At 62.0% G+C, this 17541-nt stretch carries 20 protein-coding genes and 1 pseudogene; 8 read left to right on the forward strand and 13 right to left on the reverse strand.

Translation table 11 applies throughout. The features are described from left to right. The first annotated feature begins 3 nt into the window (after positions 1 to 3). The 3 genes from NE357_RS27880 to NE357_RS27890 are packed head-to-tail and all read left to right on the forward strand — an operon-like array spanning position 4 to position 1749. Complete coding sequence (locus NE357_RS27880) at positions 4 to 378, forward strand: YcfL family protein (protein WP_085731449.1); 375 nt, start codon at positions 4 to 6, stop codon at positions 376 to 378. A 36-nt stretch (positions 379 to 414) separates the two neighbouring features. Continuing rightward, positions 415 to 1002, forward strand: coding sequence for a penicillin-binding protein activator LpoB (lpoB, locus tag NE357_RS27885; protein WP_169432415.1), 588 nt, complete (start codon positions 415 to 417; stop codon positions 1000 to 1002). A gap of 3 nt (positions 1003 to 1005) precedes the next feature. Then, positions 1006 to 1749: a penicillin-binding protein activator LpoB gene (locus NE357_RS27890; RefSeq protein ID WP_085612047.1), complete on the forward strand. Its 744-nt coding sequence runs from the start codon at positions 1006 to 1008 to the stop codon at positions 1747 to 1749. Positions 1750 to 1810: 61 nt separating this feature from the next. Here NE357_RS27890 and NE357_RS27895 read toward each other — a convergent pair whose 3' ends face one another. From NE357_RS27895 to NE357_RS27905, 3 genes are all read right to left on the reverse strand, one after another. Next, complete coding sequence (locus NE357_RS27895) at positions 1811 to 2443, reverse strand: LysE family transporter (RefSeq protein ID WP_169432416.1); 633 nt, start codon at positions 2441 to 2443, stop codon at positions 1811 to 1813. A gap of 114 nt (positions 2444 to 2557) precedes the next feature. Further along, on the reverse strand, positions 2558 to 3139 hold the full coding sequence (locus tag NE357_RS27900; protein ID WP_169432417.1) for a mechanosensitive ion channel family protein: 582 nt from the start codon (positions 3137 to 3139) through the stop codon (positions 2558 to 2560). Then, a complete protein-coding gene (locus NE357_RS27905) occupies positions 3139 to 5049 on the reverse strand; it encodes an ATP-binding cassette domain-containing protein (RefSeq protein ID WP_102685848.1) in 1911 nt (636 codons plus the stop codon). Before NE357_RS27905 ends, NE357_RS27900 begins: the two co-directional genes overlap by 1 nt. A gap of 50 nt (positions 5050 to 5099) precedes the next feature. Between NE357_RS27905 and NE357_RS27910 the strand changes: the two genes are divergently transcribed. After that, complete coding sequence (locus tag NE357_RS27910) at positions 5100 to 5561, forward strand: TIGR02444 family protein (protein ID WP_169432418.1); 462 nt, start codon at positions 5100 to 5102, stop codon at positions 5559 to 5561. Here NE357_RS27910 and NE357_RS27915 read toward each other — a convergent pair. After that, positions 5558 to 6727: an AlgP family protein gene (locus NE357_RS27915; RefSeq protein ID WP_169432419.1), complete on the reverse strand. Its 1170-nt coding sequence runs from the start codon at positions 6725 to 6727 to the stop codon at positions 5558 to 5560. The two genes, NE357_RS27910 and NE357_RS27915, sit on opposite strands and share 4 nt — an antisense overlap. 192 nt (positions 6728 to 6919) lie before the next feature. Between NE357_RS27915 and NE357_RS27920 the strand changes: the two genes are divergently transcribed. After that, entirely contained in the window at positions 6920 to 7585 is a 666-nt protein-coding gene (locus NE357_RS27920) for an FKBP-type peptidyl-prolyl cis-trans isomerase (RefSeq protein WP_169432420.1), read from the forward strand. A gap of 59 nt (positions 7586 to 7644) precedes the next feature. Here the strand turns inward: NE357_RS27920 and rsd are convergent, their stop codons facing one another. The 8 genes and pseudogenes from rsd to NE357_RS27960 form a co-directional block, all read right to left on the reverse strand. After that, on the reverse strand, positions 7645 to 8103 hold the full coding sequence (gene rsd, locus NE357_RS27925; RefSeq protein ID WP_169432719.1) for a sigma D regulator: 459 nt from the start codon (positions 8101 to 8103) through the stop codon (positions 7645 to 7647). A 185-nt stretch (positions 8104 to 8288) separates the two neighbouring features. Beyond that, the gene (locus NE357_RS27930; RefSeq protein ID WP_169432421.1) at positions 8289 to 8840 is read right to left on the reverse strand and encodes a disulfide bond formation protein B; all 552 of its coding nucleotides are present in this window, start codon (positions 8838 to 8840) and stop codon (positions 8289 to 8291) included. 217 nt (positions 8841 to 9057) lie between these two features. Then, positions 9058 to 10296 (reverse strand): heme biosynthesis protein HemY, encoded by a 1239-nt coding sequence (locus tag NE357_RS27935; protein ID WP_169432422.1) that lies wholly within the window; start codon positions 10294 to 10296, stop codon positions 9058 to 9060. Next, positions 10293 to 11432 (reverse strand): uroporphyrinogen-III C-methyltransferase, encoded by a 1140-nt coding sequence (locus tag NE357_RS27940; RefSeq protein WP_169432423.1) that lies wholly within the window; start codon positions 11430 to 11432, stop codon positions 10293 to 10295. Before NE357_RS27940 ends, NE357_RS27935 begins: the two co-directional genes overlap by 4 nt. A gap of 16 nt (positions 11433 to 11448) precedes the next feature. Continuing rightward, positions 11449 to 12204 (reverse strand): uroporphyrinogen-III synthase, encoded by a 756-nt coding sequence (locus tag NE357_RS27945; protein ID WP_169432424.1) that lies wholly within the window; start codon positions 12202 to 12204, stop codon positions 11449 to 11451. Further along, positions 12201 to 13142 (reverse strand): hydroxymethylbilane synthase, encoded by a 942-nt coding sequence (gene hemC / locus NE357_RS27950; RefSeq protein ID WP_169432425.1) that lies wholly within the window; start codon positions 13140 to 13142, stop codon positions 12201 to 12203. The genes NE357_RS27945 and hemC overlap by 4 nt, the downstream gene beginning before the upstream one ends. A 138-nt stretch (positions 13143 to 13280) precedes the next feature. Next, the gene (locus tag NE357_RS27955; RefSeq protein WP_169432426.1) at positions 13281 to 14027 is read right to left on the reverse strand and encodes a LytR/AlgR family response regulator transcription factor; all 747 of its coding nucleotides are present in this window, start codon (positions 14025 to 14027) and stop codon (positions 13281 to 13283) included. After that, positions 14024 to 14155: pseudogene (locus NE357_RS27960) on the reverse strand (sensor histidine kinase); the annotation flags it as partial. The gene NE357_RS27955 and the pseudogene NE357_RS27960, both read right to left, overlap by 4 nt. Positions 14156 to 14498: 343 nt before the next feature. Here NE357_RS27960 and argH point away from each other — a divergent pair. Further along, a complete protein-coding gene (gene argH, locus NE357_RS27965) occupies positions 14499 to 15893 on the forward strand; it encodes an argininosuccinate lyase (RefSeq protein WP_103368168.1) in 1395 nt (464 codons plus the stop codon). A gap of 55 nt (positions 15894 to 15948) precedes the next feature. Here argH and NE357_RS27970 read toward each other — a convergent pair whose 3' ends face one another. Then, a complete protein-coding gene (locus tag NE357_RS27970; protein ID WP_169432427.1) occupies positions 15949 to 16608 on the reverse strand; it encodes a glutathione S-transferase family protein in 660 nt (219 codons plus the stop codon). 123 nt (positions 16609 to 16731) lie between these two features. On the opposite strand from NE357_RS27970, the gene NE357_RS27975 reads away from it, so the two are divergent. Both NE357_RS27975 and NE357_RS27980 read left to right on the forward strand, forming a co-directional pair. Continuing rightward, positions 16732 to 17016, forward strand: coding sequence for a hypothetical protein (locus NE357_RS27975; protein ID WP_085689966.1), 285 nt, complete (start codon positions 16732 to 16734; stop codon positions 17014 to 17016). A 190-nt stretch (positions 17017 to 17206) separates the two neighbouring features. Beyond that, entirely contained in the window at positions 17207 to 17452 is a 246-nt protein-coding gene (locus NE357_RS27980) for a TIGR02647 family protein (RefSeq protein ID WP_007951883.1), read from the forward strand. The last annotated feature ends 89 nt before the right edge of the window (positions 17453 to 17541 follow it).

Genomic DNA, 17541 nt, shown 5'->3' on the forward strand with positions numbered 1-17541 from the left:
TGCATGCGCTTCAAACTCTTCGCCGTCGCCGCCCTCGCCGTGCTGGCCAGCGGCTGCGCCACCCCGCCACCACCGGAGCCGGGCAGCGCCGCGAGCAAGGTCGTGGCCATGGGCCCGCAGAAACACATCGCGGTCGGCGCCATGCGCGTCGCCCGCGAAAACGGCTTCATGACCGTCAATGTGCAGTTGACCAACACCCTCAACAGCAACAAGACCTTCTACTACCGCTTCGCGTGGCTCGGTGCGGAAGGCTTCCCGATTGCCGAAGAAGAAGTCTGGAAGAGTCAGATGATGTACGGCGCCCAGACCAGCTTCATCCAGGGCATCGCACCAACGCCCAAAGCCGTGGATTTCCGTCTTGAAATGAAGACGCCTTAAGCCCGACACCCTATTCCCGATTCAGAGAGCATTCCCATGTTTGCACGCTTTTCCTTCATCGCCGTCCTCGCCCTGCTGGCCTCCGGTTGCGCCAACACTTCGCCGACCCTGGGCAGCAAGAACATCAGCTATGGCGACACCAAGGCCGTTGAAACCGTGACCAACGAGTTCGGCTCGACCGACCTGCAGATGATCGCCGAGTCGATGACCCGCTCCCTGGCCCAGTCCGGCATTCTGCAGGGCCGTCCGGTGGTTCAGGTCTACGACGTGAAGAACAAGACCAGCGAATACATCGACACCCGCGAAATCACCACCAGCATCAAGACCCAGCTGATGAAGTCCGGCACCGCCCGCTTCGCCAGCGACAACACCGCAATGCAGAGTCAGGTCGACCAGCTCAAACTGCAAAACCAGAGCGGCCTGTACAAGAAGAGCACCGTGGCCAAGACTGGCAACATGGTCGCCGCCAAATACCGTCTTGAAGGTTCGATCAGCTCGATCGTCAAGCGCAGCAGCGACTACAAGGACGTCTTCTACAAATTCAGCCTGCAACTGATCGACGTTGAAAGCGGTCTGGCCGAGTGGATGGACGAGAAAGAGATCCGCAAAACCACGGAGCGTTAATCGATGCGCACATGGATTGGCATGATGGCCCTGGCTTGCGCGTTCAGCGTGCAAGCGGCCCCGAAAGTCGCGGTGACGGATCTGGCGTATCAGGAACGTGTGGAGCAATACATCCACATCGTTTCGGCCCAGAACAATTACCGTGAGGGTTACTACAGCGCCAGCGGTTCTTCGAGCTACAACGAGCTCGAAGCCACCACCAGCTACATCGAACAGACCGAACTGCGCAAGTTCACCGGCGACATCAAGGGTGAAATCCTGCGCACCGGCATGTTCCAGCTGGTGCAGGGCACGCCATACACCGCGTCCTCCAAGGGTGACGTCTACGACGTGATCAAGCGGATCAAGGCCGGCAACTTCAAGGGTGCCGACTACGTGCTGTTCGGCACCGTGTCGGACATCGACTTCACCCAGGACGTGAACGAGCTGGCGAACACCGACAGCTATTCAGCCGTGCTGGGCCTGACGCTGGTGGCCGATTTCAGCCTGATCAACACCAAGACCTTCGAAATCACTTCGGCCTTCACGGCGATGGGTGAAGCGCAGGACACCAAACTGGTGAACCACCGCGACATCAAGATCTCGCTCAACCGCCCACGGGTGGTGCGTGACGTGTCGAAGGCGCTGGGCGAAGACGTGGCCGGACAGCTGAGCATGCAACTTGGCGGTGGCGGTTACGAGCAACCACGTGAACCGCAGCAGCGCAACAATCTGCCGCGTGATACGGCGCCGGTGATTCTGCACTGACCGACTGCCGGAAATGAAAAAGGCGACCTTCTCAGGTCGCCTTTTTTTGCGGCTGCACGCTTTATACGGCCGCTTTGCGCAACGTCGCCATGAACGCCGCCGCGCCAATGAACAGCCCGGCAAACGTGCGGTTCATGCGTCGCTGCTGGGTCGGCGTGCGCAACAGGCGCAGCACCTTCGACGCCAGCCCGGTGTAGCCGGCCATGACGATCAGGTCGACACAGATCATGGTCGCACCGATCACCACGTACTGGATCAGCAGTGGCGCGTGAGGGTTGATGAACTGCGGCAGCACCGCGAGCATGAACACCAGCGCCTTGGGGTTGCTGATGTTCACCAGAAAACCACGGAACACCAGGGCCAGCGGTTTGCCGATCGGCCGGACCGCCGCGTCGTCACTCATGTCCATCGGCAGTGCGCGCCACTGCTTGATCGCGAGATAGACCAGGTAGGCGACACCGAACCATTTGATCGCATGGAACGCGGTGGCCGAAGCGGTGAGGATCGCGCCGACACCGGCGCCGACGATGGCAATCTGCGCAGCCAGGCCGATCTGCAGGCCCAGGGCGTTCCAGTAACCGCGCCAGAAACCGTATTGCAGGCCGCTGGACATCGACGCAATGGCGCCGGCACCCGGAGAAAGACTGATTACCCAACACGCGGCAAAAAACGCCAGCCATGTTTGAAGCTCCATCGCACACCTCGACTTCGGACTCGTGACAATCCTCAACGCTAATGCGGATTTGGCCGGATGACTACCGATTTTTGCAGGATGTTGCGGCCGCCGACCAACGTGGCCGGCGGCCGATCACTTTTCGAAACCGCTGGAAGGGAAGACATCCGTACCGCGCCAGCGTCGCACCGAACGCTGGAAGAACAGGCTGTTGGGTACCTGCACCATGGCGCTGCCGGTGCCGAGTTCTTCGGCTTCGATCAGCGTGGTGTAGAGCAGATTGATCGCCACCACCCGGCCTTTGACGCCGGGCTTGTCGGTGGTGTCCACCAGCTCCACCACATCGCCCAGACGAAACGGGCCGACGGTGAAGATCAGAATCGCGCAGAGCAGGTTCGACAGCACACTCCACATGGCGAAGAACGCCACCGCCGCCACCGCGACGAAGCCCGACAGCGCGGTCCACAGCACCGTGGCCGACACCCCGAGGCGTTCCAGCACGAAGATCAACGCGCTGCCCATGATCAGCCAGCGCAGGCCACCGCGCAGCGGCATCAGCAGCTGCGGAGGGAAGGGGTACTTCTCGCCCAGGCGAGTCAGGAATCGGGCGACGACACGCTGGGTGAAGTAACCGGCCAGCAGGATCAGCAGAATCTGCACGCCGAGCCAGATCGGCTCGACCCACATCGCCGGCAATGGAAGTTTGAAGGCTTCCATCAGGACAACGCCTCCAGCTCCGCCTGCATGCTTTCCAGCGTTTCCAGGGCTTCCATCCACGCTTCTTCAAGCTCGCCTTCGCGGACTTTCAGCTTGGCCTGTTCGGCCAGCAGGTCGCGCAATTCGTTCTTGCGCGCCGGCTCGTAGATGTCGCTGTCGCCGAGGCTGGCATCGACCTTGGCCAGTTTCTCGTGCAGCTTGCCCAACTCGGCTTCGAGCTTGTCGGCCTCACGCTTGTGCGGCGCCAGTTGCTGACGCAATGCAGCGGCGGCCTGACGCTGGGCCTTCTTGTCGGTCTTGTCCGGGTTGACCGGCGTGTTGCTGACCGGGGCGTTGCGCTGGCGGTATTCGACCAGCCAACGGGCGTAGTCTTCGAGGTCGCCATCGAACTCCTCGACCTTGCCGTCCGCGACCAGGAAGAAGTTGTCGGTGGTGCTCTTGAGCAAATGCCGATCGTGGGAAACCACCAGCACCGCACCGCTGAACTCCTGCAACGCCATGGTCAGCGCCAGGCGCATTTCCAGATCCAGGTGGTTGGTCGGTTCGTCGAGCAGCAACAGGTTCGGCCGCTCCCAGGCGATCAACGCCAGGGCCAGACGGGCCTTTTCGCCACCGGAAAAATTCAGCACCGGCTCGTCGATCCGCGCGCCACGGAAGTCGAAACCACCGAGGAAGTCGCGCAGGGTCTGTTCGCGCTCGGTCGGCGCCAGACGCTGCAAGTGCAGCAACGGGCTGGCCTTGGCGTCCAGCGAGTCGAGCTGATGCTGGGCGAAGTAACCGACCACGGTGTTCTCACCGCGAGTCAGGCGCCCGGCCAGCGGTTCGAGTTCGCCGGCGAGGTTCTTGATCAGGGTCGACTTACCCGCGCCGTTGGGGCCGAGCAAGCCGATCCGCGCGCCGGGGGTCAGTTGCAGCTTGACCTTCTCCAGCACGGTTTTCTCGCCGTAACCCAAGCGCGCATCGGACAGGTCGATCAGCGGGCTGGAGATCTTGGTCGACTCGCGGAACACGAAATCGAACGGCGAATCGACGTGGGCCGCCGACAGCTCCTCCATCCGCTCCAGGGCCTTGATCCGGCTCTGGGCCTGACGGGCCTTGGTGGCCTGGGCCTTGAAGCGGGCGATGTAGCTTTCCATGTGCGCACGCTGCGCCTGTTGCTTCTCGTAGGCCTGTTGCTGCTGGGCCAGACGTTCGGCACGGGCGCGTTCGAACGCGGTGTAGCCGCCACGGTAGAGCGTCAGCTTGCGCTGATCGACGTGGGCCACGTGATCGACCACTTCATCCAGGAAATCCCGGTCGTGGGAAATCAGCAGCAAGGTGCCGGGGTAACTTTTCAGCCACTCTTCGAGCCAGATGATGGCGTCGAGGTCCAAGTGGTTGGTCGGTTCGTCGAGCAGCAGCAGGTCTGATGGGCACATCAAAGCCTGCGCAAGGTTCAGACGCATCCGCCAGCCACCGGAGAAATCTCCTACCTGACGATCCATCTGCTCGTTGGTGAAACCGAGACCGGCGAGCAGCTTGCGCGCCCGCGCATCGGCGGTGTAGCCGTCAGCGCTGTCGAGTTCGGCGTGCAGGCGGGCCAGCGCGGTGCCGTCATGGGCCTCTTCGGCTGCTGCGAGCTCGCGCTGTACTTCGCGCAGACGCAGGTCGCCGTCCAGCACATAGTCGACCGCCAGGCGCTCGAGCGTGTCGACCTCCTGGCGCATGTGGGCGATACGCCAGTCGGCCGGCAGCAGGCAGTCGCCGGAGTCCGGGTGCAACTCACCGCGGAGCAAGGCGAACAGGCTGGATTTGCCGGCGCCGTTGGCACCGATGAGGCCGGCTTTGTGGCCGGCGTGCAGGGTCAGCTCGGCGTCTTCTAGCAGACGTTGCGGGCCACGCTGTAAAGTCAGGTTCTGAAGTCGGATCATAATGGCGGCGGAGTCTACCAGCTTCCCCCGCAACTGGCGCGAGTAGCACGATGTCCTCTGACCTGTGGAGCTTTGCCCTTGCCGTCTACGCCCGTCCCGGCGTGGAGGATGCCTGCCTGCGCCTGCAATCGGCGGGGGCCAACGTGTGCCTGATGCTGTGCGGTTTATGGCTGGAACAACGCGATGCAACCTGTGACGAGGTACGTGCTCGACAGCTTCTGGAGCTGACAGAGCCTTGGGACCGGGAAGTGGTGCAGCCATTACGCGCATTGCGCATGCAGTGGAAAACCCTGGCCGACACCGATCCGGTGCTCGAGGGGATGCGCGAGCAGATCAAAGGATTGGAACTTGAGGCGGAGCGTGCGCTGCTGTCACGACTGGAAGGCGCCGCGCAAGGCTGGAAGCGTAATTCGAAGGAATCGAGTGACTGGCTGCAAGTGCTGGCCGGCCTGGCGGCCAACCTGAACCGCGACGCGCTGCAAGTGCTGCGCGTCGCGGCGACCGGCGCTTAGGAAGCGCTGGACGGGTTGCTGGCGACGCTCGACACCGGCGCCGACGATGGCGTGGTTGCGGTGGTCGAGGTAGTGGCGGCGGATGCAGGAGCTGCGGTCGGAGCCGGGGTTGCCGCTGCGGCAGGTTTGGCAGCAGGCGCAGTGGCCGGTTTCGCTGCAGCTGGTTTTGCTGCTGGCTTGGCAGCGGCAGGCTTTTTCACCGCAGGTTTTGCAGCAGGTTTCGCTGCTGGTTTGGCGGCCGGTTTGGCAGCGGTCGCTGGCTTGGCGGCAGTCGTTGCAGGCTTCGCTGCAGCAGCCGGTTTGGCCGCTGGTTTTGCAGCAGGTTTGGCCGCAGCTTTTACCGCAGGCTTGGCCGCTGGTTTCGCTGCAGCTTTGGCAGCAGGTTTGGCAGCAACCGGTTTGGCAGCGGTTTTCGCCGCAGGCTTGGCAGCAGCCGTTTTGACGGCTGGTTTAGCGGCGGCTTTCACGGCTGGTTTTGCTGCCGGTTTAGCGGCCACTTTGGTGGCTGGCTTGGCAGCAGGTTTTGCAGCGGCGGTTCTTGCCGGAGCCGCTTTCGCAGCAGCGGTTTTCGCCGCAGGTTTGGCGGCTGGTTTTGCTGCAGCCGGCTTCGCGGCAGCTGGTTTGGCCGCTGTGGTTTTGGCCGCCGGTTTGGCAGCGCTGGCTGCAGCGGGTTTCTTCGCGGCTGGTTTTGCGGCGGCTTTGGCAGGGGCTTTCGCAGCAGGTTTGGCGGCCGCTTTTTTCACAGGCGCCGCTGCCGGTTTGGCCGAACGCAGGGACAACGCCTTGCCGACGGCTTCTTGAACACGACCGACACCCTGCGCCAGTTTCAGGCTTTCCTGGGCATCGCGCTTGAGTTGCAGAATGTAGCCGCGAGTATCGGACTGACGCTCCTTCAGCGCATCGAGCAGGTCTTCGAGTTCCTTCACGGCAGCCTTGGCCTTGGTCTGCGCCTTGGCTTTACCGGCTGCTGCTGCGTCCTGCAATTTGGTGCGGGATTTGTGCAGTTTTTCTTGCGCCTTGCCGCGTTGCTTTTCCAGTTTGGCGAGCAGTTTTTCAGCATCAGCCAAGGCTTGGGAGCAAGCGTTTTCCAGATGCTCGAGCAAGCTGCCCGAGAGTTGTTGGAGTAAATGCAACGGAGTGTTTACAGGCTTCTTGGTGGCCGACATGGTTTACCTCCTGGCTGACGTGAGTGCGGCTCATACTAGACCTCTGCTGCTACCGCCGCTAGGGCATGTTGACAGTATCGAAAGCACTCGGTTGCAGGCTTGCGAAAAACTTCTGCGCATTGGCAAAAGCAGTTCACCGTTGCAGACGTTCGCGCTGGCATAATCCACCGCAATTCAGGACGGAGAGTGCCCATGTCGCGCTACCTTTTTTTATCCCTCTGCATGTTCTTTTCGGCGGTCCAGGCCGACGAAAAAAACACCGCGAACGATGCCCATGATCTGGCCTACAGTCTCGGCGCGAGCCTCGGTGAACGGCTGCGTCAGGAGGTTCCGCAACTGCAGATCCAGGCATTGATCGAAGGCTTGCAACAGGCTTATCAAGGCAAGCCTCTGGCATTGAGCGAAGCGCGGATCGAACAGATTCTGGCCGATCACGAATCGCAGACGGCCGAGCACGCGACCATGCCTTCAAGTGATGCGGCAATGGAAAACGAGCAGCGCTTTCTCACGGCGGAAAAGGCCAAGCCCGGCGTAAAGGAGCTGGCTGACGGCATTCTGTTGACCGAGCTGACCCCGGGAACTGGCGCAAAAGCCGGCCCCGACGGAAAAGTACAGGTGCTGTATATCGGACGGCTGCCGGACGGCACCGTGTTCGACCAGAACACTCAGCCGCAGTGGTTCAATCTCGACAGCGTGATCGCCGGATGGCGCACCGCGTTGCAAAACATGCCGGTGGGCGCGAAGTGGCGCCTGGTGATTCCATCGGATCAGGCTTACGGCGCCGACGGTGCCGGCGACTTGATCGCGCCATTCACACCGCTGGTGTTCGAAGTCGAATTGCGCGGCGCGACCAGTTGATCGCCCAATAAAAAACGGTGCGTTTGGGGCGCACCGTTTGTGTGTCTTGCAGGGTCGGCTCAGGCCTGAACCGAATCCTCTTCCTTGTGGGCGGTGTGCAGCACTTCGATCAGGCAGTCTTCCAGTTCGAAGCGTTCGTGAAGCAGGCCGCCCAGCTCCTTGAATTTCTCCGCAACGCATTTGCCTTCATCGCAAAGGTCGTTGAACGCGAGCAGTTTTTCGGTGATGACATCGATCCGCGGATAGATCGTCTCGGCCAGTTCCAGGCCGCGCTTGTCATTGAAGGCCTTGGCCTCGCCCGTCAGCTGTTCGTAGATCTCGAAGTGCCCCGCCGAAACGTAATCGACCAGCACACCGCAGAATTCCTGCAAAGGCTTTCGATCCTCGGATAGCGACTGAGGTTTGGCACCCAGCTTGTCGTAAGCGGCGATCAGTTCCTCACGCTCCTGGAGCCAGCGGTCGATCAGCAGATGAACTCCACCCCAACGTTCCTGAGCATTCTGACAACTTTCGAGCATGGCGATCTCTCTTCCCTTGTGGGTCATGCTGCCCTGCACCTGCGCCTCTTTCTTTGGCTGTTGCTTTGAGAGGCGGGCAGGCAGAGTGTCACCGAGCAACATAAATCCAATGACACGTGCGGGCCAGATTATGCCCGCACGCCTATGGCTTCAAGGTACGCAGGAGAGAAAGTTCATACAAGTGTTTAATCCCCGGCCAATGCCCGGTGCGACGGTTCGCCGCTGAGCGGTCGTTGCAGAGCGCTCCAGGCCAGGCGCAGCAATTGATAAACCGCCAGGATCGACATGGCGACGAAGAACAGCAGACTCCACTCCGGAATGCTCAGATCGAACAGCGTCCAGGACAATTGCGCGCAATCCTCGCTGTCATTGAACATCCGCCCCAATGCGCAGAGCCAGGGAAGGTGGCTGAACAACTCTTGCGCGCCGGGCGCGCACTGCGCCAGGTGATGCAGCGAATCACTCTGCAGCAGTACCTGTCGCCAGGCCGCCATCGTGCCGCCGAGGCTGGCCGACAGCGCACCGAACCAGTAGAGCGACAGACCGAAGCGTCCGGGCCCATGCACGGCCGCCACGCCACAGCAGGCGGTAAGGACACTCAGAAAGAGTCGCTGCACCAGACACAGGCTGCACGGCATGAGGCCGACCGTGTATTCAAGGTAGTAGGAAGCTCCCAGCGCCAGGATTCCCGCCGTGAAAACCATAAAGAACAGGGAGCGTGAGCAGGTCGCCGACATGGCTTATCCGTAACAATAAAGACAGGCAGTTACGGTAGAGGAAAGGGCCTCGGCCTTTCAAGGCGGGCCACTGGCGACACTTCACCAGAAGTGTAGGGAAATCCCGACAAGCGCGAGAGGAATGGATGTAGTCCCTTGTAGGACTTTGCCCAAGAAGAGAAAAGACGGTAACTATTCAGTCAAGAACATGAGCGAGGGAGCGTACTCCCTCGTCCATTCAGGCATGAGCCTGGACCGGTAACGGCGAGGCCAGCAGACGCTCATCCAGCAGACCGAGCCCTTCCTGGAACAGCTGGTTACTGCGATCGGTATCGCCGAGTCGAGCCAGCAACCGCGCCAGTTCCGCACAGGCCTCCGGATTGCGCTGCGTGCGCAGGCTGCTTTCCAGATAGTCCCTCGCCTTGCCCCACAGACTGGCTTGCAGGCACAGTCGACCGAGCGTCAGCAGCAGACTCGGGTCGGCGGGATGATCCTTGAGCCAGCCTTCGGCGGTTTGCAGTTGACGCGCGGGATCGCTGCCGCGCACCAGACCATAGAGCCGCGCAAGGTGGCTGTCGTACTTGCGCTTGAGGGCGCCGCGCAATACCTCTTCAGCTTCGACCTGGGCTCCCAACTGGCGCAGTTGCTCGGCGTAGGCCAGAACCAGAGGCGGCTCGTGGCGCTGCGACGAGGTCAATTGCTGCCAGGCGCGATTGAGCGACTGCAGACCGACCGTGCCATCTTCCTCGCGATGTGCTGCCAGCGAGAGGTTCTCCCCCCAGGCGCGACGTTCCAGTTCGGCCAGTTCGGCGGAGGGCAGGACTTTGTCCTTGCGCAACTCGGGCAACAGCCGAATGACTGCCGACCAGTCGCCACGTTGTTGATGCAGGCGCTGCAACTGACGCAGGGTCTGAACGTTGTGCGGGTGACGCTCGCGCATGGCCTGCAGGGTCACCAGTGCGCCATCCGTATCACCACGGTCGGTTTGCAGTTGCGCGTGGTTCAAGGCAATCGCCAGTTCAGCCTGTGGCTGGCGCTCAAGGGCACGCTCCAGCAACCGATCACTTTCTTCGTAGTTGCCTTGCTCGTTGGCGGCACGGGCGGCACCGAGGTAATACAGCAATGGCTGGCGCTCGGCCTCGGCAGCCCGGTAGAGATGGCGCTGCGCACTGGCCCAGCGACCTTCAGCCAGATCCAGCTGACCGTGTTCGATCGCCACTTGTACGCGGCGACTGCGATTGCGCCGCGACCAGGGATTGACTACGCCACCGGACGTCAGCACCAGTTCGACCAAGGTCTTGATGCCCCAGATCAACAGCCACAGCACCGCCACCAGTGCCAGGGTCGCCCAAAGGCTCGACTCATAGCGGAAGCTTTTGTAAGCCACCAACACGTAACCGGAATGCTCGGCAATTGCCAGACCGAGGGCCGCCGTCGCAGCGATCACCAGAAACACGATGACATACAGGCGCTTCATGGCGTGGCCTCCTGCGCGGTGGCGGCAGGTTTGGCGAAGGGTTTCACCGAGTCTTCAGCGTTGACGTTACGGCGCTCGAGGTAGGCCTGTACCGCGCTGAGGGTGCCCGCCAGATCCGGGGTGACCACCGTAACCGGTTGCTTGCTCAGCTCCGCCACCTGCTCGAGCATGATTTTGCTCTGCGGATTGTCCGGGTTGAAGTTGCCCTTGAGCACATCCCGCGCTTCAGTCAGCGCCTGGGTATACACCGCGGCCTGGCCGTTGAGCGCCGCCCATTGCGCCTGCTCCAGCGAAAGACTGAGGGCCAGGCGCACCTGGCTCAGACTCTGCCCGGCGAGCAGTGGCCTTACGTTTTTATCGGCGTTGAAATCAATGCGGATGTAGCGCGAGATCTGATCCCACCACTGCGACCAGCGGCTGGCGCCGTCGCCATCGGCGGTCAGGCCCAGCAGCGAATCGCCGCGATCCTTGTATTCGGGCGCCAGCTCGGTGAGCCCGATGACCTGATCGCGCAGTGCGCCCAGCTTCAGGAACAGGCCGGTACGATCGGGCTGCTCGGTACTGCGCAACGCCACCAGGGTTTTCGCCACTTGTTCACGCGCGGCAAACGAACCCGGATCATTTTGTTCCTTCAGGATCTCGTCGGCCCCCTGCACCAGCGCCTGAGCGCTGCTGATGTCCTGCAGGGCCGAAAGACGCAGGCTGGCCAGACGCAACAGATGCTCGGCCTCTGCCAGACGCCAGTCCTTGCGGCTGGCCCCGAGGACGGTTTCCAGGCGCTGATTGAGGCGCTGCTGATCACCTTGAAGCTGGGTCACCAGACGCTGGCGCTCGGCGAGCTCGTCAGCGCCCGGCAGTTGTCCGAGACGCTCGGTCAGACGTTGCTCGTTGAGTTTCAGGTTCTGGGCCTGATCATTCAACGCCTGCACCTGACTCAATTGCTCCTGAGTGTTGGCTTGCAGGTGCCGCACCTGCCAGACACCCCAGCCACCCACCGCTATACCGGCGGCGCCCAGCAGCAGCGCGACAATGGCCAATCCGTTGCCTCGGCGCGGTTCGGTGGCCGGTGGCGGTGCATCAACCGGTGCGTCGATCACAGGTTGGACGTCATCTTTAGGCAAGGCTGTTTCGCTCACGTATCCATCCTTTGCATTAGGGAACGGGCACGGGATGCTCCCGTAACGCCGTCAGCAAGGCCGCGGCACTCGCGCCGCGGCAATCCACAACTGTTTGGGCCCCGGCGGCACGTGCCTGCCCGGCGACCCTTGGGCTTGGAACAAACAACGGCAACTGCGCCAGCACCGGCCATGTGTCGCCGGCCAATTGGCGCAGGTGCTCAAAACCCTGTCCACTGCTGACCACCAGCCCGTTCAGGCGTTCCGCCGCAATCCGTCGGGGCAGTTCCTGCGCCGGATAGTCCGGCAGGTCACGGCGATACATTTCCAGATACTCGACACTAGCACCAAGCTCGCGCAGGCGCTCGGCCAGCAGCTCGCGACCGCCCTCTCCGCGCAGGATCAACACCCGTGCGCCGGGCCGTGCAACGGCGTCGAGCAGACGCGGCAATTGCAGCAAGGCTTCACTGTCATCGCCCTCGTCCGGGCAATGCGCATCGAGACCCCGATCCTGAAGAATCTGCGCCGTCGCCGCACCCACGCTGAACCAGGGTATGGCCGGCACGGCATCTATCATCTGCACAGCGATGCGCGCCGCCGGCTTGCTGACCACGATCACCGCGCTGTAGCGCGACAACCCGGCAAACGTCTGGCGCATTGTGTCAGAGACCGGCAGCGGCGCGATTTCCAAAAGCGGCAGGCAACTGCTGAAAATCCCCTGCCCGGCCAGCACCTCGGCCAGCGCCTCGCAATCGTCCGCGGGGCGCGTCAGCAGCAGGCGCCAGGCCGTCACTCGTGACCTGCCTCGCCGTAGACCGCCTTGAGAATGTCGTCGGCACCCTGGCGGAGCAAATCTTCAGCAACTTGCACGCCCAGCGCTGCAGCGTCAGAGCGCGGCGCCCGGGCTTCGGCACTCAGCAGCTTGCCGCCGCTCGGTTCGCCGACCAGGCCACGCAGCCACAATTGCTCGCCTTCAAGCACGGCGTAGCAGGCGATCGGCACCTGGCAGCCGCCATTCAGGTGTTTGTTGAGGGCACGTTCGGCGCTCACACGGTCAGCCGTATCGGCGTGATGCAAAGGCGCGAGCAAGGCGTGGATTTCAGTGTCGGCGCTGCGGCATTCGATACCGACGGCGCCCTGGCCACCGGCCGGCAGGCTGTCGTCGACACTGATTGCGCAGGTGATGCGATCTTCGAAACCGAGGCGAATCAGACCGGCCGCCGCGAGGATGATCGCGTCGTACTCGCCGGCATCGAGCTTGGCCAGACGGGTGTTGACGTTGCCGCGCAGGAAACGGATTTCCAGGTCGGGACGACGGGTCAGCAACTGTGCCTGGCGACGCAGGCTGGAGGTGCCGACGATACTGCCGGCCGGCAACGCGTCGAGGCTGGAACAGGTATTGGAGACAAACGCGTCGCGCGGATCTTCGCGCTCGCAGATGCAGAACAGACCGAGGCCTTCAGGGAAATCCATCGGCACGTCTTTCATCGAATGGACGGCAATGTCGGCTTCGTTTTCCAGCAGCGCGGTTTCCAGCTCCTTGACGAACAGGCCCTTGCCGCCGATTTTCGACAGGGGCGAATCGAGCAGCTTGTCGCCGCGACTGACCATGGGCACCAGCGTCACCAGCAGTCCCGGGTGGGCTGCTTCCAGACGGGCTTTGACGTATTCGGCCTGCCAGAGGGCCAGTGCACTTTTGCGGGTGGCGATGCGGATTTCGCGAGAGGACATGGATCAATCCGTACTGAATAGATACGGCGGATAATAACAGCTCAGCCAAATCCACTTTGACCTGAATCAGAAACGGCGTGGCCTCCCTGGCCGGCAATGCCTGGTGAATGGAAAAACGAGCCGCCCGACGCCAGCGGACTAAAGCCCTTGCATCATCTTGCGCACGCCCGCCACATGCCGGCGGCTGACGATCAGCGCGTCACCGTTCAGGCCCTTGAGGAACAACTGGAAGTGGCCCAGCGGGGTGCGTTGCAGCCGCTCGATGCGGTCGCGGGCGACCAGCGCATTGCGGTGGATCCGCACGAAGCGCTCGCCGAACTCGTCTTCCAGTGCCTTGAGGGGCTCGTCCAGCAGGACTTCACCGGTTTCATGGCGCAGGGTCACGTATTTGTGATCGGCAATGAAATACACCACCTGGTCCAGCGGGATCAGCTCGATGCCCTTGCGGGTTCGGGCGCTGATGTGGCTGCGGGGGCCATTGCCGCTTTCCGCGGCAGGACGAGTCAGGGCCGATAGCTGAGCCCGATTCGGACGTTCGGCCCTTTTCAGGGCTTCCTGCAGATGTTCGGTTCGCACGGGTTTCACCACATAGCCCACGGCGCTGGCCTGCAGGGCTTCCACGGCAAATTCATCGGGACCTGCGCAAAACACCACGGCTGGCGGTGTTTCACGTTCGCACAGACGGGCAGCCACCTGCAGGCCGTCGAGGCCCGGCATGCGGATATCAAGGAGCACGATATCCGGCTTGTGGCTGTCGATCAGTGCCAACGCCTCTTCGCCATTGGTGGCGCTGGGCTCCAGGACTGTGTAGCCCTCGAGCTCGCTCACCATTCGGGCGAGGCGCTCGCGGGCCAGTGGTTCGTCATCAACGATCAGGACATTCATATTGCGCTGGATTCCTGCGTGAGTCTCGCACAAGGATAGCGTAGACAAGTGGAGTGACGTCCGTCACCGCGATCCACGCTAAGACTAGCGCGAGCGCCAAAAAGTGCCGTACGTCGGCCGGCAATATTTGCCGGCACCCGGGACGCACCCCTCAAGGCTCGCGCCTGTCTGCGTTTTACGCAGGGTATGCCGATGGTCAAAACACCCACCCCTCTCTTCTTATAGTCGGCTGCCAGACCTTTGCACGATCCACAGTCGCGCCGACCCTTAGTCCTACTGTAGACGCTTGCCGGGCCGATATTGCTCAATCGGAAAATATCCTTGCGCAAATCCCCCGGAACCGGCGGTGACTATGAACGCAGAGATGAGAAAAAAACGTATCGACCAGTGTCAGCGACAGGATTGGCAACCCTGTTATTATCCGCGCCAGCGTTTCACGCCTTCTTTCTTCAAGCCGATACGAGCGAATTCATGAGCACTGACAAGACCAATCAGTCCTGGGGCGGCCGCTTCAGTGAACCCGTCGACGCCTTCGTCGCCCGCTTCACCGCCTCCGTCACTTTCGACCAGCGCCTGTATCGCCACGACATCATGGGCTCGATTGCCCACGCCACCATGCTGGCCAAGGTCGGTGTGCTGACGGATGCCGAGCGCGACAGCATCATCGATGGCCTGAAGACCATCCAGGGCGAAATCGAGGCCGGCCAGTTCGACTGGCGCGTGGACCTCGAAGACGTGCACATGAACATCGAGGCACGCCTGACAGACCGCATCGGCATCACCGGCAAGAAACTGCACACCGGCCGCAGCCGCAACGACCAGGTCGCCACCGACATCCGCCTGTGGCTGCGCGACGAGATCGACCTGATTCTGGCCGAGATCACCCGCCTGCAAAAAGGCCTGCTGGAGCAGGCCGAGCGCGAAGCCGCGAGCATCATGCCGGGCTTCACCCACCTGCAGACCGCGCAACCGGTGACCTTCGGGCACCACATGCTGGCCTGGTTCGAAATGCTCAGCCGCGACTACGAGCGTCTGGTCGACTGCCGCAAGCGCACCAACCGCATGCCGCTGGGCAGCGCCGCGCTGGCCGGCACCACCTACCCGATCGACCGCGAATACACCGCACAGCTGTTGGGCTTCGACGCTGTCGGCGGCAACTCGCTGGACAACGTGTCGGATCGCGACTTCGCCATCGAATTCTGCTCGGCCGCCAGCATCGCGATGATGCACCTGTCGCGCTTCTCCGAAGAGCTGGTGCTGTGGACCAGCGCGCAGTTCCAGTTCATCGATCTGCCGGACCGTTTCTGCACCGGCAGCTCGATCATGCCGCAAAAGAAAAACCCCGACGTGCCAGAGCTGGTACGTGGCAAGACCGGCCGTGTGTTCGGCGCCCTGATGGGCCTGCTGACCCTGATGAAAGGCCAGCCACTGGCCTACAACAAGGACAATCAGGAAGACAAGGAACCGCTGTTCGACGCCGCCGATACCCTGCGCGACTCGCTGCGTGCCTTTGCCGACATGATCCCGGCGATCAAACCGAAACACGCAATCATGCGTGAAGCGGCACTGCGCGGTTTCTCGACCGCCACTGACCTGGCCGACTACCTGGTACGCCGTGGCCTGCCGTTCCGTGACTGCCACGAGATCGTTGGCCACGCGGTAAAGTACGGCGTCGACACCGGCAAGGATCTGGCGGAGATGAGCCTGGAAGAACTGCGTCAGTTCAGCGACCAGATCGAGCAGGACGTGTTTGCCGTACTGACCCTGGAAGGCTCGGTGAATGCCCGTGACCACATCGGCGGGACTGCGCCGGCACAGGTCAAGGCAGCCGTTGCTCGCGGTCAGGCATTGATCGCCAGCCGCTAAAAGCATCGCGGGCAAGTCGAGTTGTCGACTTGCCCGCGAACTTGCTCAAGGTTTTCTACTTTTTGGCGGCGATCATCGCCAAAAACGCCGGCATCGCTGCTTCCTTGTCCGCCGCAATCTTCTGCACATGCGGATTCTGCTCAAGTCGCTCCAGCAACGCCTTGGCCTTCGGCATGTCCGCCAGCAGATCCAGACCGAACAGTTTGTGCCCCACCGCAGCCGCCAGCGGCACGCTGTAGAGAAAGTACAAATCCGCAATGCTCAGGCGGTCGCCCGCCACATACGGGGCGAACTTGCCGTGGCGTCCCAGGGCCGCAAAGCCCAGCAGCAATTCAGCCTTGGTTTTTTCCTTGATCGCCTCCGGCAGCGCCGTGCCGAAAAACGCTTCGCCGTAACAGGCACGGGCCGGCAGCTCGATATACAGCTCGATCTCCTTGGCCACCGCCAGCACCTGAGCCCGCGCGAACGGTTCCGTCGGCAGCAGCGGGACGCCCCTCTGGCTGCTTTCGAGGTATTCGAGCATCACCATCGTTTCATTGATGTAGCCGCCTTCGGCCCCCAGCACCGGGACCTTGCCGCGCGGGCTGATGGCCAGAGATTCAGGCGTAGGCGTCGGGTAGAACGTGACCTCTTCGAACGGCAGGCCTTTTTCCAGCAGCGCCAGTTTGACCATGTTGTAGTAGTTGCTGACTGAGAATCCGTAGAGCTTGAACATCACATAGCCTCCAGGCCGTGCGGGGTGGGCAGTGCCTGTTTATAGATCGCCCCGGGGATTCGTGCCAGCAGCATCACGCCGCTGAATGCGGGTAAACTGGCGCCTTTCCTTGAGGAGCCTGCCATGAGCGAGCCGACTGACATCGACAATGATGAAGAAGAGTTCACCGAATCGACGCTGATCGAAGCGATCGAGAACCAGATCGAAAGCGACAACCCGCCAGCGGCCAAGGCAACCTTCAACAAGCTGACCCTGGTCGGCTACGAGCGCGAAGACATTCTGAACCTGATGGCCCATGTGCTGGCCTACGAAATCGACGCGATGCTCGACGATGACCGCGCGTTCGATACCGAGTGGTACGAAACGGCGCTGCGCGCTCTGCCGGAACTGCCACCGGAAAAGCAGTAAACGGCCGCTCCTGTGGGAGCAGACCTGCTCCCACACAATTTGTCACCCATCTCTGCGGCCTTCTCCCGCCCTCTGACTACACTGGAATCCACCCCGGGACAAAAACCCTGGCACGCGTACTGGACAGGCCGCGCCGGCAGGTTCACCTTAGGGGCGCTGTCGTCCAATTCCTAGAAAGTCTGGAGTCCTTATGTCGCTTACCCCTGAGTTGGTTGCCGAACTGGAAGTCCTCGCACTCTTCAACCTGGACAGTTCCCAGGAAGGTCTGAAAATTCATCAGACCGCTGCCCCGAAGCACATTGCCGCTGCACAACGCCTGTTCGAAAAAGAACTGACAGACCAGCCTGATGGCGGTTACCTGACCAGCCTCGGTCGCGATGCCGCACAGAACGTGCAAACCGTACTGACGATTCTCAAAGAGCAACAAACCGCCTGATCCTCCCGACTTTGCCCACGGAAACCCCTGCCACGGGATTTCCGCGGGCCAGCCATGAACGTCGCCCCTCGCCGCGCGATAGAAATCTG

This window comes from Pseudomonas sp. G7(2022), from assembly GCF_052660475.1.

What these genes read in the sequence shown, in the direction of transcription:
- argH (WP_103368168.1), top strand. Translation starts at nt 14,499, where the DNA reads ATGAGCACTGACAAGACCAATCAGTCCTGGGGCGGCCGCTTCAGTGAA.
- rsd (WP_169432719.1), bottom strand. Translation starts at nt 8,103, where the DNA reads ATGCTCGAAAGTTGTCAGAATGCTCAGGAACGTTGGGGTGGAGTTCAT.
- hemC (WP_169432425.1), bottom strand. Translation starts at nt 13,142, where the DNA reads ATGTCCTCTCGCGAAATCCGCATCGCCACCCGCAAAAGTGCACTGGCC.
- NE357_RS27955 (WP_169432426.1), bottom strand. Translation starts at nt 14,027, where the DNA reads ATGAATGTCCTGATCGTTGATGACGAACCACTGGCCCGCGAGCGCCTC.
- NE357_RS27910 (WP_169432418.1), top strand. Translation starts at nt 5,100, where the DNA reads ATGTCCTCTGACCTGTGGAGCTTTGCCCTTGCCGTCTACGCCCGTCCC.
- NE357_RS27880 (WP_085731449.1), top strand. Translation starts at nt 4, where the DNA reads ATGCGCTTCAAACTCTTCGCCGTCGCCGCCCTCGCCGTGCTGGCCAGC.
- NE357_RS27975 (WP_085689966.1), top strand. Translation starts at nt 16,732, where the DNA reads ATGAGCGAGCCGACTGACATCGACAATGATGAAGAAGAGTTCACCGAA.
- NE357_RS27980 (WP_007951883.1), top strand. Translation starts at nt 17,207, where the DNA reads ATGTCGCTTACCCCTGAGTTGGTTGCCGAACTGGAAGTCCTCGCACTC.
- NE357_RS27920 (WP_169432420.1), top strand. Translation starts at nt 6,920, where the DNA reads ATGTCGCGCTACCTTTTTTTATCCCTCTGCATGTTCTTTTCGGCGGTC.
- NE357_RS27890 (WP_085612047.1), top strand. Translation starts at nt 1,006, where the DNA reads ATGCGCACATGGATTGGCATGATGGCCCTGGCTTGCGCGTTCAGCGTG.
- NE357_RS27900 (WP_169432417.1), bottom strand. Translation starts at nt 3,139, where the DNA reads ATGGAAGCCTTCAAACTTCCATTGCCGGCGATGTGGGTCGAGCCGATC.
- lpoB (WP_169432415.1), top strand. Translation starts at nt 415, where the DNA reads ATGTTTGCACGCTTTTCCTTCATCGCCGTCCTCGCCCTGCTGGCCTCC.
- NE357_RS27905 (WP_102685848.1), bottom strand. Translation starts at nt 5,049, where the DNA reads ATGATCCGACTTCAGAACCTGACTTTACAGCGTGGCCCGCAACGTCTG.
- NE357_RS27970 (WP_169432427.1), bottom strand. Translation starts at nt 16,608, where the DNA reads ATGTTCAAGCTCTACGGATTCTCAGTCAGCAACTACTACAACATGGTC.
- NE357_RS27915 (WP_169432419.1), bottom strand. Translation starts at nt 6,727, where the DNA reads ATGTCGGCCACCAAGAAGCCTGTAAACACTCCGTTGCATTTACTCCAA.
- NE357_RS27930 (WP_169432421.1), bottom strand. Translation starts at nt 8,840, where the DNA reads ATGTCGGCGACCTGCTCACGCTCCCTGTTCTTTATGGTTTTCACGGCG.
- NE357_RS27895 (WP_169432416.1), bottom strand. Translation starts at nt 2,443, where the DNA reads ATGGAGCTTCAAACATGGCTGGCGTTTTTTGCCGCGTGTTGGGTAATC.
- NE357_RS27935 (WP_169432422.1), bottom strand. Translation starts at nt 10,296, where the DNA reads ATGAAGCGCCTGTATGTCATCGTGTTTCTGGTGATCGCTGCGACGGCG.